15 protein-coding genes are annotated in these 13,484 nt (G+C 48.3%); 10 read left to right on the top strand and 5 right to left on the bottom strand.

Translation table 11 applies throughout. From position 1 onward, the window contains the following. The 10 genes from dinD (at window position 1) to BOO20_RS13245 (ending at window position 11,000) form a co-directional block, all read left to right on the top strand. On the top strand, window positions 1-855 hold the full coding sequence (gene dinD / locus BOO20_RS03940) for a DNA damage-inducible protein D (RefSeq protein WP_076790760.1): 855 nt from the start codon (window positions 1-3) through the stop codon (window positions 853-855). Window positions 856-1,093: 238 nt separating this feature from the next. Next, window positions 1,094-3,499, top strand: coding sequence for a class I SAM-dependent DNA methyltransferase (locus BOO20_RS03935; protein WP_076790759.1), 2,406 nt, complete (start codon window positions 1,094-1,096; stop codon window positions 3,497-3,499). After that, the gene (locus tag BOO20_RS03930) at window positions 3,490-4,629 is read left to right on the top strand and encodes a restriction endonuclease subunit S (protein WP_076790757.1); all 1,140 of its coding nucleotides are present in this window, start codon (window positions 3,490-3,492) and stop codon (window positions 4,627-4,629) included. The genes BOO20_RS03935 and BOO20_RS03930 overlap by 10 nt, the downstream gene beginning before the upstream one ends. Then, window positions 4,626-5,555: an endonuclease NucS domain-containing protein gene (locus BOO20_RS03925; protein ID WP_076790755.1), complete on the top strand. Its 930-nt coding sequence runs from the start codon at window positions 4,626-4,628 to the stop codon at window positions 5,553-5,555. The genes BOO20_RS03930 and BOO20_RS03925 overlap by 4 nt, the downstream gene beginning before the upstream one ends. A gap of 17 nt (window positions 5,556-5,572) precedes the next feature. Next, on the top strand, window positions 5,573-5,839 hold the full coding sequence (locus BOO20_RS03920) for a hypothetical protein (protein WP_076790754.1): 267 nt from the start codon (window positions 5,573-5,575) through the stop codon (window positions 5,837-5,839). A gap of 83 nt (window positions 5,840-5,922) precedes the next feature. Continuing rightward, the gene (locus BOO20_RS03915; RefSeq protein ID WP_006367291.1) at window positions 5,923-6,321 is read left to right on the top strand and encodes a nucleotidyltransferase domain-containing protein; all 399 of its coding nucleotides are present in this window, start codon (window positions 5,923-5,925) and stop codon (window positions 6,319-6,321) included. Next, window positions 6,306-6,725: a DUF86 domain-containing protein gene (locus BOO20_RS03910; protein ID WP_076790751.1), complete on the top strand. Its 420-nt coding sequence runs from the start codon at window positions 6,306-6,308 to the stop codon at window positions 6,723-6,725. The genes BOO20_RS03915 and BOO20_RS03910 overlap by 16 nt, the downstream gene beginning before the upstream one ends. Window positions 6,726-6,787: 62 nt before the next feature. Then, window positions 6,788-9,877, top strand: coding sequence for a type I restriction endonuclease subunit R (locus tag BOO20_RS03905; protein ID WP_076790747.1), 3,090 nt, complete (start codon window positions 6,788-6,790; stop codon window positions 9,875-9,877). Continuing rightward, entirely contained in the window at window positions 9,878-10,594 is a 717-nt protein-coding gene (locus BOO20_RS03900) for a M48 family metallopeptidase (RefSeq protein WP_076790746.1), read from the top strand. A gap of 274 nt (window positions 10,595-10,868) precedes the next feature. Next, a complete protein-coding gene (locus BOO20_RS13245) occupies window positions 10,869-11,000 on the top strand; it encodes a hypothetical protein (protein ID WP_255372197.1) in 132 nt (43 codons plus the stop codon). Window positions 11,001-11,093: 93 nt separating this feature from the next. On the opposite strand, the gene BOO20_RS03895 is transcribed toward BOO20_RS13245, so the two are convergent. The 5 genes from BOO20_RS03895 to BOO20_RS03875 all read right to left on the bottom strand — a co-directional run bounded on the left by BOO20_RS03895 (window position 11,094) and on the right by BOO20_RS03875 (window position 13,327). Next, complete coding sequence (locus BOO20_RS03895; protein WP_076790745.1) at window positions 11,094-11,339, bottom strand: YgiT-type zinc finger protein; 246 nt, start codon at window positions 11,337-11,339, stop codon at window positions 11,094-11,096. Further along, window positions 11,326-11,655: a DUF4258 domain-containing protein gene (locus BOO20_RS03890; protein ID WP_198935413.1), complete on the bottom strand. Its 330-nt coding sequence runs from the start codon at window positions 11,653-11,655 to the stop codon at window positions 11,326-11,328. Before BOO20_RS03890 ends, BOO20_RS03895 begins: the two co-directional genes overlap by 14 nt. 308 nt (window positions 11,656-11,963) lie before the next feature. Next, window positions 11,964-12,314, bottom strand: coding sequence for a hypothetical protein (locus tag BOO20_RS03885; RefSeq protein ID WP_076790743.1), 351 nt, complete (start codon window positions 12,312-12,314; stop codon window positions 11,964-11,966). 206 nt (window positions 12,315-12,520) lie between these two features. After that, the gene (locus tag BOO20_RS03880; RefSeq protein ID WP_076790742.1) at window positions 12,521-12,835 is read right to left on the bottom strand and encodes a hypothetical protein; all 315 of its coding nucleotides are present in this window, start codon (window positions 12,833-12,835) and stop codon (window positions 12,521-12,523) included. A gap of 105 nt (window positions 12,836-12,940) precedes the next feature. Continuing rightward, window positions 12,941-13,327, bottom strand: coding sequence for a hypothetical protein (locus BOO20_RS03875; RefSeq protein ID WP_076790741.1), 387 nt, complete (start codon window positions 13,325-13,327; stop codon window positions 12,941-12,943). Window positions 13,328-13,484 lie beyond the last annotated feature (157 nt).

The raw sequence follows: 13,484 nt of genomic DNA, 5'->3' as shown, positions 1-13,484 counted from the left end.
ATGAAAACCGAACTGATCCAGACACTCACGACTACTTTTGAGGCTCATGCCCAGAAGGTCGAAGGAGGAGTAGAATATTGGCTGGCCCGTGATCTTAAGTATTTGCTTGGCTATAGTAAGTGGGACAACTTTCTGAACGTAGTTTCCAAGGCTAAAACTGCTTGCGAAATTTCCGGCCACAAGATCGCCGACCATTTTGCCGATGTCGGGAAAATGGTCGATCTTGGTTCCGGCAGTCAGCGCGAGGTGGATGACATCATGCTGACACGCTATGCCTGCTATCTCATCGCCCAGAATGGTGATCCAAAAAAGTCAGAAATTGCCTTTGCTCAGACCTATTTTGCCATTCAGACCCGCCGCGCAGAAATCATTGAGCAGCACTTACTGGAAGCTGAAAGAGTCTCGGCGCGAAAAAAACTCAGCGCAACTGAAAAAGAGTTGTCGGGTGTAATCTTCGAGCAAACGGGAAGTACGGAGAATTTTGCTCTCATTCGGAGCAAGGGCGATCAAGCACTTTTTGGCAAAAGTACACAGGCAATGAAGGCCGAGTGGAATGTACCGGATAAACGGCCGCTGGCAGATTTTGCACCAACCATAATCCTGAAAGCCAAAGACTTCGCCACTGAAATTACCATCTTCAATGCACGAGAACATCGGATGAAAAGTGAAGGGCAAATTTCCACTGAACACATCACCAACAACAAGGCAGTGCGGAACACCCTGCTTGGACGGGGTATCCGGCCGGAATCCCTGCCCCCCGCCGAAGACGTGAAGAAGGTTGAACGCCTTCTGGCATCTGAAGAAAAAAAGTCGTTGAAAAATCCGGACGGCTTGAGCGAGCCAACTGAGGAGTGATTGAGCTGGAAGTTGACCAAGGTGCCCTGCAAGCACCCCGCAAGCACCCGACATGTACCCGTCATGCACTCGACATGTCCCGCACAAGCAGGGAGCATATCGGAATTCAACATCTCCCTGTTCAAGCCCCTCTGGGGGCGAAACATTGGTAGCAAATACAGTAAATCATGAACGTCCCCTCGGGCTCCAGTAAATCATGAACGTCCCCTCGGGCTCCGAGGAAGTACCAAAAATATCTATGGCTCTCAAGAAATCAGAACTTTATTCCTCTCTCTGGCAAAGCTGTGACGAACTGCGTGGTGGTATGGATGCCAGTCAGTACAAGGACTATGTCCTCGTCCTGCTTTTTGTGAAGTATGTGAGTGATAAATATGCCGGTGTCAGGTTTGCTGAAATAACGGTACCGCTCGGTGCCAGTTTCAGCGATATGGTTGCCCTCAAAGGGAAAACCGATATTGGCGACCAGATCAATAAAAAGATTCTCGGGCCGCTGGCGAGTGCCAACAAGCTCTCAGACATGCCGGATTTCAATGACGATACAAAGCTTGGGAGCGGAAAGGACAAGGTCGATACGCTGACCAACCTGATTGCGATTTTCGAGAATCCGGCACTTGACTTTTCAAAAAACCGGGCAGAGGGCGACGATATTCTCGGCGATGCCTACGAGTATCTGATGCGCCACTTTGCCACCGAGAGCGGCAAAAGCAAGGGGCAGTTCTATACTCCTGCCGAGGTAAGCCGCATCATGGCAAAGATTATCGGTATTCACAATGCGCCCACAACCAGCAACACAACGGTATATGATCCAACATGCGGCTCGGGTTCTCTCCTCCTGAAGGTGGGGGATGAGGCAGCGGCAAGGGTTACTCTCTACGGTCAGGAAAAGGATGCCGCCACCTCCGGCCTTGCCCGCATGAACATGATTTTGCACAACAACCCGACGGCCGAAATCAAACAGGGCAATACGCTGGCCAATCCGCTCTTTTTTGATGCTGACAGCGGTGATCTCAAGACCTTTGACTATGTCGTAGCCAATCCGCCCTTCAGCGACAAGAGCTGGAGCAAGGGAATTGATCCGTTTGATGATCCGTTTGGCCGGTTCCGGCATTTCGGTGTTCCGCCTGCCAAACAGGGTGATTATGCCTACCTGCTGCACATTATCCGCTCCCTCAAGAGCACCGGCAAAGGAGCCTGCATTCTGCCGCATGGTGTGCTCTTCCGGGGCAATGCCGAGGCTGATATTCGCAGCAAGCTTGTCATCATGAAGTATATCAAAGGAGTTATTGGGCTTCCGGCAAACCTTTTCTACGGTACGGGAATTCCTGCCTGCATTATTGTCATTGATAAAAAAGATGCTCATACCCGCAAAGGAATTTTCATGATTGACGCCAGTGCGGGTTTCATGAAGGATGGCCCCAAGAACCGCCTGCGCGACATGGATCTCCACAGGATTGTCGATGTCTTCAGCCGGGAACTTGAGATACCGAAATACTCCCGGATGGTTGGCATTGAGGAGATTGAGAAAAACGGATTCAACCTCAACCTTCCGCGTTACATCGACAACCAGGAAGCTGAGGATATTCAGGATATCGAGGGCCATCTTCGCGGTGGAATTCCGATTACCGATGTTGACGCACTTCAGCCCTACTGGGATGTCTGCCCCGAGCTTCGCCGGACGCTGTTCAAGGAGAATCGTCCCGGCTACCTTGACCTTGCCATTCCGAAGGGAGCTATCAAAAGCACCATCTACAACCACCCGGAGTTTGTCGCCTTTATCGGGCGCATGAACACACTCTTTGCCTTCTGGCAGGAGCGAACCGCCCTCAGGCTTAAAACACTGGCGGCCGGTTTTCATCCGAAAGAGCTGATTCAGGAGCTTTCCGAGGAGCTGCTCTCGCACTACACCGGCAAGCCGCTGATCGACAACTATCACGTATACCAGCACCTGATGGACTACTGGACGGAGATTATGCAGGATGACTGCTATCTCATCGCCGCTGATGGATGGAAGGCTGAAACCTCCCGTGTTCTGGTGAAGAACAGCAAAGGAAAGGAGGTTGACAAGGGGTGGATCTGTGATCTTGTGCCCAAACCGCTCATTGTTGCCCGCTACTTTTCGAGTGAGCAGGAGGCTATCACCAGGGGAGAGGTTGAACTCGAAAGCATCTCCGCCCGTATTGCCGAGCTTGAAGAAGAGCATGGAGGGGAAGAGGGGGTTTTCTCGGAATTTGACAAGGTGAACAAGGCGAGTGTTACGGCCCGATTGAAGGAGATCAAAGGGGATAAGGATGCAGAAGAGGAGAGGGATATCCTTAGGGAGTGGCTGAAGCTTTCGTGCGATGAAGGCGATCTTAAAAAAATAATCAAGGAGGCTGAGTCGGAAGTTGATGCGCTCGCCTACGCCAAATATCCTGCGCCTACCGAGGAAGAGGTTAAAACGCTTGTGGTTGACGATAAATGGCTGGCAACAATCGCCGCAGCCATACACGGCGAGATGGATCGCATCAGCCAGACCCTGACCCGCAGGGTAAAGGAGCTTGCCGAACGCTACGAAACGCCTCTGCCCGAAGTCACCGGCAAGGTTGCCGAGCTCGAAGCAAAGGTGAATGCACATCTCGAAAGAATGGGGTTCTCATGGAACTGAAGCCCGGATATAAACAGACCGAGGTCGGGGTGATTCCCGAGGATTGGGATGTTACGACTGTTGGTAAAGCATTTGAAATCTGTAATAATCTTCGATTACCAATCAGTGAAACTATTCGAGAAAAGATAGTTGGCCCATATCCTTATTACGGACCGACTTGTGTTCAGGGATATATTAACGAATATCGAGTTGAAGGTGAATACGCATTGATTGGCGAAGACGGTGATCATTTCCTAAAGTGGAAAGATCAGGCTATGACATTGCTGGTTGATGGGCGGTTCAATGTTAACAATCATGCTCATTTGGTGAGAGGTACAAAGAATCTTACCGCATGGTTTTATTATTACTTTTCCCACAGAGACCTCACTCCTTATTTGACAAGACAAGGAGCAGGTCGGTATAAATTGACAAAAAAAACTCTTGTCAACATTCTATGTGCTCTGCCACCGACCAAAACCGAACAAGACGCTATTGCTGAAGCCTTGAGTGATGCGGATGCTTTCATTGATTCTCTTGAGCAACTCATTGACAAAAAACGCCAGATCAAACAGGGGATGATGCAGGAGCTACTCACCGGCAAAAAGCGCCTGCCGGGTTTCAGCGGGGTGTGGGAGATTAAGCGACTTGGAGATGTGGTCAAGATTACAAAAGGACAGTTAATTACTGAGGAAAATGCAATTTCAGGAGACATCCCCGTCATTGCTGGAGGTAAAAAACCAGCATATTTTCACAATAAACCGAATCGAACAGGTAAGACAATCACGATCAGTGCATCCGGCGCAAGTGCGGGCTATGTGGCATTATTTAATGGCTCTATCTTTGCCTCGGATTGCTCTACAATCAGCGAAGGTAATGATTATTCGATTGAGTTTATTTATACTCAGTTATTGCTGAAGCAGGATGTCATTTTTAATGCACAGACTGGTGGGGCGCAGCCACATGTTCATGCCGTTGATTTGATGCTAATTGAAATTGGAGTCCCATCTCTTTCAGAACAAATAGCAATTGCATCAATTCTATCGGATATGGGCGCAGAAATCGATGAGCTTGAATTAAAGTTTGAAAAAGCTCGCAAGATCAAGCTCGCTATGATGCACGACCTCTTAACCGGACAAATACGACTGGTATGAAAAATTATTACCGAGTTATGCTTGGACGCAAAAGCGCATACGCATCTGAATGCTTCGGAGGGGGGTACATAGGTGCTGATTTTGGTATTAATGAAGATCTCAGTCGGAAGCTTCCCGAAGAGTGGAAAGATTTCAACAAGCAGTTTATTCCTGTCTTGCTTGCCAATGAACCCGATAAAACAAAGATAGGTGCCGGTTTGGCTTGCGGTGCGCTTTGGACAGTATCAAAAGGTATCAAGCGGGGTGATATCGTTCTTTGTCCTGATGGCACTGGCTCATATAGAATCGGTGAGGTTATGGGTGACTATTATTATGCCTCTGGACAGGAGTTGCCTCATCGTCGTAAGGTGCGCTGGTTTGAAAAGAGTGTAGACCGTTCAGTCATGAGTGAAGCCTTGCAGAACTCAACGGGCTCTTTAGGAACTGTAAGTACTATTTCTGTCCATAGTGATGAAATTGAGCGTTTGATAGGGGAGGCTTCGACTCAGTTAACTCTTTTATCTGTTGATCCAACAATTGAAGATCCTGTGGCATTTGCGATGGAGAAGCATCTTGAAGCTTTCCTTGTTGCTAACTGGGATCAAACCGATCTGAGTCAGGAATTCTTGATTTTCGAGGAGGACGGAGAAGCAGTAGGGCAACAATACGCTACCGATGCGGGACCGATTGATATCCTTGCAATCAGTAAAGATCGGAAGAAACTCCTGGTTGTTGAGTTGAAGAGGGGTCGAGCTACTGATGTTGTGGTTGGTCAGGTACTCAGGTATATGGGGTTCGTCAAAGAACAGATCGCGGAGTCAGACCAAACGGTTGAGGGTGTTATCATAGCACTTGAAGACGATAAAAAAATGCGTTGGGCGCTTATGTCTGTGCCGTCAATATCATTCTATCGTTACCAGATCAGCTTTAAACTTATCAAAGCTTGAGATGAGCATCATAGATAGTGCTGCATGAAACAGATTCACATTTTTATCAGCTGCTGACTGCCAAAAAAATGCCCGTAGAAATGCTGGTACAAACGCCGGTAGAAAAGACGGTAAAAACGTCGGAACGTATTTTGGGACTGCTTTGGGGCCAATCCGGGAAGGTTGCCCAAGCGTGGCCATTGGGAGGTGTTGCAATGAGCATTATCGGCAATGCTGAGCGTAAAACGCAGAACAGCGTTACAAGCTGTGATGGAGAGCGTTTAAATGAATATATTCTTACGTAAAAAAAGATTAATTATTCATTGCATGGAGGCGTGTGCTTTCAGGTGAAGGGTATGGGAGAGTTGGGCAATCGAACCGTAAACGCATGATGAGAGAGAGTATTGATACGCAGATAAAGCACGTTCTTGAACGGCACAACGCTATTAGTGTTGCGCTGTTGTTTGGTTCGTTGGCTAAAGGCACTGCTCATCATGACAGTGATCTTGATCTTGCGGTCGGTGCTGACCATACGCTCAGTGTTGATGAAACAATGGCATTGATTGCAGATCTGGCAACAGTTGTCGGACGCCCTGTTGACCTGATTGATTTAGCAACTGCAGGCGAGCCCTTGCTCGGCCAGATCATATCCGGAGGAAGAAGAATAGTAGGCAGTGATACTCGCTATGCTGAACTGCTGCTAAAACATCTTTACAATGAGGCGGATTTTGTGCCTTACCAGAGAAGAATTCTGAAGGAGAGGAGAGAGGCATGGATTGGCCGTTAATTGAGCAGAAACTTGAGTCTTTGCGTCGCTCTATTCTCAGGGTCAAAGAGAAATGCCCTGTAACTGCGGCCGCTTTTGGTAATGATTTGGATGCCCAGGATATTCTCGCTCTCAACCTTACCCGTGCTGTTCAAATGTGTGTTGACATTGGAACACACATTATTGCCGGAAGTGAGTTTCCTCCTCCCGCCACCATGGGAAAAACGTTCGATATTCTCTGTGAAGCCGGAATAATCAGTGCTGATTTGGCCGATCGCATGAAGAAAGCCGTCGGGTTTCGTAATATCGCTGTCCATAACTACGAGACCATTAACTGGGTAATCGTGTTTGCTATTGCGACTGCACATCTTCAAGATTTTGAAGAGTTTGCCTCAGCCGTTGCAAGACTTGCTGATACGCAGTAATACAGGAACAATGATATATCAACTATGCAAAGTAATCTCTCGTTGTTAGAGGAGGTAACTGCTTGAGCATTATCGGCAACGCTGAGCGTGAAACGCAGAACCGCGTTATTGACCTGTTCCGTGACGAACTTGGCTATCGCTATCTCGGCGACTGGAGAGATCGTCAGGGCAACAGCAACATCGAAGAGGGGCTGCTCAGAGCCTATCTTTTGAAGAGCGGCTACACTCCTGTACAGATTACCAAGGCTATTCATGAACTGCGTATTGAGGCCGATAACCCCAACCGAACACTCTACGAAAACAACCGGAATGTCTACCGTCTGCTGCACTATGGTGTGTCGATAAAAGCTGCTGCCGGGGAGTATACTGAAACCGTCAAACTCATCAACTGCGAGCAACCGGAGCTGAACGACTTTGCCATTGCCGAAGAGGTGACGGTTTGCGGCCAGCACGACAAACGTCCCGATATTGTGCTCTACCTCAACGGAATTGCCGTTGGTGTGCTGGAGTTGAAGAACAGCCGCAAATCACTTTGTGACGGCATCCGTCAAAGCCTTGTCAATCAACGTCCGGAGTTTATAGCCCCCTTCTTTTCAACCGTGCAGCTCATTTTTGCAGGCAACGACTCGGTGGGGCTGAAGTATGGCTCTATCGGCACGGAGGAGAAGTACTTTCTGCAATGGAAGGAGGATGAGGAGGATAACTCCCGTTTCAAACTCGACAAGTATCTTCTGAAGATCTGCGAAAAGTCCCGTCTGATTGAGCTGATTCATGATTTTGTTGTGTTCGACGGTGGTGTGAAGAAGCTGCCACGGGTTCACCAGTATTTCGGAGTCAAGGCCGCAGAGCGATATGCTGATGCCTTCAGGGGTGGCATTATCTGGCACACACAGGGGAGCGGCAAGAGTATTGTTATGGTGCTGCTTGCCCGGTGGATTCTGGAGAACAAGCCTGCTGCCCGTGTTGTGATTGTTACTGATCGCGATGAGCTCGACAAGCAGATTGCGGGAGTCTTTACCGATGCCGGAGAGTCAATCAAGCGCACGACAAGTGGCAGTGACCTGATGAAGCAGCTTGGTCAGCCCTCTCCGCGTCTGCTCTGCTCGCTGGTGCACAAGTTTGGCCGGAAAGGGGTTGATAATTTTGATGCATTTATCAGGGAGCTGGAGTCGCAACCAGGCCACGCTGTCGGGGATGTTTTTGTTTTTGTTGATGAGTGCCACCGGACTCAGAGCGGCAAGTTGCACCGTACCATGAAGGCCTTCATGCCGAATGCCGTCTTTATCGGCTTTACCGGAACCCCACTTCTGAAAAAAGATGCAGCAACCACCCTTGAAGTTTTCGGGAGCTACATTCATACCTACAAGTTCAACGAAGCGGTTGAAGACCGGGTGGTGCTTGATCTCGTCTACGAAGCGCGGGATATCGACCAGCAGCTTGGTTCGAAGGAGAAAATCGATGCATGGTTCGATGCCAAAACAAAGGGACTGAACGAGTGGCAGAGGGCTGCCCTTCGAGAACAGTGGGGAACCATGCAGCATGTGCTCAGCTCCCGGTCACGGATGAATCGGGTAGTCAATGATATTGTCTTTGATTTCAGTGTAAAACCCCGCCTCAATAGCCATCGCGGTAACGCTATTCTCGTTGCTTCGAGCATCTATGAGGCCTGCAAGTATTACGAACTCTTTCAGAAGTCGGTATTTAAAGGCAAGTGCGCTGTGGTGACCTCCTACAATCCCCAGACAAGGGATATCACAACCGAAGATACCGGAGCCAATACGGAGACCGACAGGGAGTTTATCTACAACACCTACAAGGCACTCCTTCAGGGAGTTGAAGCTGCGGCGGGCAAGTCAAAAACCGAGAGCTACGAGGACAGCGCCAAGAAGCTTTTCAAAGAACAGCCTGCGACAATGAAGCTCCTGATCGTTGTCGATAAACTGCTGACTGGCTTTGATGCACCGAGCTGCACGTACCTTTACATTGATAAAAGCATGCAGGATCATGGCCTCTTTCAGGCTATCTGCCGCACCAACCGCCTTGACGGAGAGGACAAGGAGTTCGGTTATATCGTGGATTACAAGGATCTCTTCAACAAGGTCAATGATGCCCTAAAGGTCTATACTGTGTATACTTCAGAGCTGGATCACACTGGCAGCGATGGAGAGTGTGACATTCTGATGCAGGACCGGCTTGAAAAAGGACGGGAACGGCTTGACGGTGCGCTGGAAGCGCTCTGGCTTTTGTGTGAGCCGGTTGAGCCACCAAAAGGGGAGCTTCAGCATATCCATTACTTCTGCGGGAACAGTGAAATTCCGGCTGAACTTGAAGAGCGGGAACCGATTCGTTCAGCACTCTACAAGTCTACGGCCATGCTTGTCAGAGCCTACGGCGGTATTGCCGATGAGCTTGATTCTGCGGGCTACTCTGCTGCTGACGTTTATCGAATCAAACGGGATATCGACCGCTATCTCAAGCTGCGTGAAATCATCCGCAAGGCCAGTGGGGAAAGTATTGATCTGAAGGCCTATGAGGCCGATATGCGCCACCTGATTGACACCTATATTGAAGCCGATGAGCCACGCAAGATCTCTCCCTTTGATGATATGCCGCTACTGGAGCTGATTGTGAAATCAGGTATTGCCGATGCTATCAAAACTCTGCCTGAGGGAATCAAGAGTAGCAGGGATGCGATTGCGGAAACCATCGAGAACAATGTTCGGAGCAAGATTATCAAGGATCATCTGAACGATCCGGCATTTTATGATCGCATGTCAACGCTGCTTGACGAGCTCATTATGTCGCGCCATCAAAAAGCCATTGATTATGAAGCCTGGCTCAAGCGAATAGCTGAACTTGCCAAACGTGTAGAATCAGGCCATGGTGAAGAGACTCCCGATCAACTCGATACTCCCGGTCGGCGGGCCTTGTATAACAATCTGAAGTGTGATAGGGGAGAAAACGGGGAGCAGGCGACAAGAGTACAGCTTGCGATGATGATAGACGAAACGGTCAAACAGGTAAGGCCGAATGGCTGGCGTGGAGTGAAACCGAAGGAGAATGTTATCAAAAAAGCCCTGTTCGATGTGTTGCAGGATGAGGATGAAGTAGAACGGCTGTTTCTCGTTATTGAGCGTCAAAGAGAGTATTGAATGGTTGTCAGAGTTGATATAGGGGATATTCCGGTTGATGTGGTGCTGAAGGATATCAGGAACATCCATCTGAGTGTTTACCCGCCGACAGGCAGGGTACGTATTTCTGCGCCTTCGCACATGAATATTGATACCATCCGGGTCTATGCCATTTCACGGCTCGGATGGATAAAAAAACAGCAGGGTAAGCTGCGCCAACAGGAACGTGAGACTCCCAGGGAGTACCTGAACCGTGAGAGCCACTATCTTTGGGGTAAGCGCTACCTGCTTAAAATCATTGAAAGGGATGCCCCTTTTGCCGTTGCAATGCAGCACAGTACCATACTCCTGTATGTCCGGCCTGAAACTTGTCATGAGAAAAAAGAGGAGCTTATCGACGAGTGGTACAGAAAGCAGTTGAAGTTAGCTGTTCCTGAGCTTATTGCCCTGTGGGAGAAACGCATAGGTGTGCAGGTGAGTGAGTTTGGCGTCAGGAAGATGAAAACAAAATGGGGTACCTGCAACCCGCAGGCACAAAGAATATGGATAAACCTTGAGCTTGCCAAAAAGCCGAAAGAGTGCCTTGAATACATTGTTGTGCATGAAATGGTTCACCTTCTTGAGCGTCACCACAATGAGCGTTTTACTGCACTCATGGATAACTTTATGCCGAAATGGCGCTCTCTCCGGGATGATCTGAATCGCCTGCCCGTAAGGCATGAGGAGTGGGATTATTGAATGTTTTTCATAAACAGTCAACAAAAAGCCGTGAGTGAGTTTGGGAGACTCTCCCTGTATTTTCCCGCTTTTATTCTTTGTGACCGCGTTTCTTGCGGAAGCAGTCGGAGATGTTTGCGGGTTTGGGACTTGTTCCCAACCATGGCAAACTATGGTTGCTGAACTTCGTTTGTAAATTCGCTTGTACGCATCTGTTTGACATAAACCTCACCGGTTCGTTCATAACAAAGATGGATTTCATGGACCCGCCAGATTTCCTCCTTGATCTTTCGTAATGACCGACGCATTTTTTTCAAGGTATTTGCTTGAGCTCACTACAGAGGAAATCTACCGGCAGAAATGCTCCGCCCTGTTCGAGCATGTCTACGAAAGCTATCCTGAACGCAATGCCGGAGTTTACGTTTAGAAGGGGGATGTGACTGTTGATGGCCGTAATTCGTAACCGGAATAGTGATCCGGATTACGACAGAGGCCAGGAGACCCGGAAGTAGTGGGTGAGTCAACCTGCAACTTTATAGGTTTGACCCATAGGCAGAAAACCGGCCACATCCCCTCGTGCGAGGCGTGAACGGATATTCTCAAACATGGTGATTGTCTCTTTAGAGTATAATCTCTCACCGCAATGGGTGCAAATATCTGCTTTTACTCTGACAACTGCGGTGTTGTTGCCTCCGAGAATCAATTTTTCAACCTCTTTTTCAATCACTTCGCCACCGCATACCGGACACAGTTCAAACGGGATCATTACTTTTTCTCCTTGTTTTCCAATCAATCCACCTTTTTGGATTCGGGCGATAGACGGTTATGATAACAGCCCATGAGTTTACTCTGTTACAAGCCCAAACACTATGGATCGGCTCATGTTGTGAGTTTTCGCCAAAAATCAAACAGCTTGGATAAGGCTTGTCTGTCGGGTATTGCTCAATTATTTCCCCCTGAAAAACGCTCTCAATAATTTCTTTAAATGTCAAATTATCTGACAGAGCTTCTTCGTAGGCATGGTCAGTAATCCTGAACATTTCAAGCCTGATTGCTTCTTCAATCTCTTTCTTGAGCAGCATTTTCGGGCGTTGGTTATCAGAATTGTATTTTGTGAAATATAATGAAATGGATTCATCTTTTCTCGATTACGTTTATTTTGCGACATCAGGCGGGGCTGGGGTAGCTGATGGAGAACAAGCAAAGAACAGAATCATCTATCTCTTTCCGGATCGGCAATGAATTATTAAACCAGGAAATGCAAAAGATTATAATGCTTGGGGAGTGAGCAAAACGCAAAATCTGCCCTTGGTAGAGGGGTGACCTGAAAATAAAAAGCCATCCGGAAGGAGAGTCCCGGATGGCTTTTGCAGTTAGATGCAGTCCTGATCTATTTCTGGTTTGCTTTATAGCGCATGTCGGGGGTTCCGTCCTTTTTGGTCGGTCCGGCAGGTTTGGCAGCCTCCTTGTTGGCCTTGAATCTCATGTCCGGCGTGCCATCTTTTTTGGTTGGTGCCGCAGTGGTGACGGCAGGCTTGGCCACAGGCTTGGCCACAGGCTTTTCGGCGGCTTTGACAGCGGCTTTGGCGGCAGGTTTGGCGGATTCGGCTTTCACGGCCTTCACCTGTTCAGTTTTTGGGGGAGCCTTTTTATCATCTTTCTTTACAGCAAAGGTTTTCGTCGGAGCAAAGAGAGAGAGTGCGAAGAAAACCGTGGTTACAAACAGAGCTGTTTTTTTCATGATTTAGATTTTTTTGGTTAACAAAGAGGTCAACATCTGACAGGGTAAATTGTTCTGTGTTTTATCCTTGATCGTAAAAATTACAAATTATTTTTGATTATTTCCCTTTGCATGGGGGAGTGGAAGCGTGAGCCCCGGGCAACAAGCTCAAACAAAGAGGGGGCTGCAGTGTGCGCCCAAAGTGGGGAGATGCGATACTCCTCGTGTCAGTTCCTGCTGTTTACCTGCGCGTCCAGGGTAAGATTCATCTGCTCTTTCAGCAGCAGCAGCCGTTCAGCAGCATCAGTATCGCCCAGAGCTTCCTGCAGTCTCAATACCGCACATTTCGCATAAAATCCGCCCTTCGGTTCCAGCTCTTTGCGTTTTTCGGTTACTCCTATTTCAATTCTTGCAAGTTCAGCTACTTCAACAAGCTCCTCGGAAATCGATGGGTCCGTACTCATCGCTTTCAGGGCATCATAAGCCGCTTTGAACCTGCACGCTTCGATCTGGTCAATAATGTCTTGCAGTTGTTTCTTCATGGTGGTGTAACGCTGATTTTTATTTCTCTACTTATTTTTTACTGGAAGCCAGTGTGACGCTGGCCATGCCATACAGGGCGAACCCTGGAATCCGGTTATGGTAAACTAAAGATCCAGAGGATTGTCAATGATCTCCAGGGAGAGCTCTTTTTGATGATCGTGAAAGCCGATACGGATGTAATGAAGATTTTCACTGTTGAAGATATCGGACCCTTTTTCTGCCGCCTGCAGAATAATATGCCCCTTGTCATGGCCCAGTTCTTTGGCAAGATTACCCCATTTCCTGAACACCAGATTGGTATAGGAGTCGCCAGTGCGGATACCAAGAAGCCCGGATTCACAGAGATCGGTAATCTGCTCGGGTGTTGACAGCATCGACATCTCCTTGCCAATCCAGATGGTGATGATCTCACAGTGAAAGGGGAGAAACAGGGAGTTTTTAATCGCAAATCCCTTTTCACCGTTCTTGACAGCAGCAAGAAAGCTTTTCATGGTATCGGGAGTTATTGATTAACGACATTCTCCTGAAAACAAATAATCAGTTGTCATAAAAGTATAGCTGAAAGCGGCGCCTTTCGCAAATGGGTAAACTGTTTTGGTTCAGCGTGAATTGGAGAATTCAAACGTTTGAGTTAGAGTACAAAAACGG

Source organism: Chlorobium sp. KB01, assembly GCF_001975465.1.
In the GTDB taxonomy this organism is placed as follows: domain Bacteria; phylum Bacteroidota; class Chlorobiia; order Chlorobiales; family Chlorobiaceae; genus Chlorobium.
This window is presented reverse-complemented; position numbering and strand designations above follow the sequence as displayed.

Excerpts from the sequence above, each read along its gene's own strand:
- dinD (WP_076790760.1), top strand. The coding sequence starts at position 1 with ATGAAAACCGAACTGATCCAGACACTCACGACTACTTTTGAGGCTCAT.
- BOO20_RS03935 (WP_076790759.1), top strand. The coding sequence starts at position 1,094 with ATGGCTCTCAAGAAATCAGAACTTTATTCCTCTCTCTGGCAAAGCTGT.
- BOO20_RS03930 (WP_076790757.1), top strand. The coding sequence starts at position 3,490 with ATGGAACTGAAGCCCGGATATAAACAGACCGAGGTCGGGGTGATTCCC.
- BOO20_RS03925 (WP_076790755.1), top strand. The coding sequence starts at position 4,626 with ATGAAAAATTATTACCGAGTTATGCTTGGACGCAAAAGCGCATACGCA.
- BOO20_RS03915 (WP_006367291.1), top strand. The coding sequence starts at position 5,923 with ATGATGAGAGAGAGTATTGATACGCAGATAAAGCACGTTCTTGAACGG.
- BOO20_RS03910 (WP_076790751.1), top strand. The coding sequence starts at position 6,306 with ATGGATTGGCCGTTAATTGAGCAGAAACTTGAGTCTTTGCGTCGCTCT.
- BOO20_RS03900 (WP_076790746.1), top strand. The coding sequence starts at position 9,878 with ATGGTTGTCAGAGTTGATATAGGGGATATTCCGGTTGATGTGGTGCTG.
- BOO20_RS13245 (WP_255372197.1), top strand. The coding sequence starts at position 10,869 with ATGACCGACGCATTTTTTTCAAGGTATTTGCTTGAGCTCACTACAGAG.
- BOO20_RS03895 (WP_076790745.1), bottom strand. The coding sequence starts at position 11,339 with ATGATCCCGTTTGAACTGTGTCCGGTATGCGGTGGCGAAGTGATTGAA.
- BOO20_RS03890 (WP_198935413.1), bottom strand. The coding sequence starts at position 11,655 with ATGCTGCTCAAGAAAGAGATTGAAGAAGCAATCAGGCTTGAAATGTTC.
- BOO20_RS03885 (WP_076790743.1), bottom strand. The coding sequence starts at position 12,314 with ATGAAAAAAACAGCTCTGTTTGTAACCACGGTTTTCTTCGCACTCTCT.
- BOO20_RS03880 (WP_076790742.1), bottom strand. The coding sequence starts at position 12,835 with ATGAAGAAACAACTGCAAGACATTATTGACCAGATCGAAGCGTGCAGG.
- BOO20_RS03875 (WP_076790741.1), bottom strand. The coding sequence starts at position 13,327 with ATGAAAAGCTTTCTTGCTGCTGTCAAGAACGGTGAAAAGGGATTTGCG.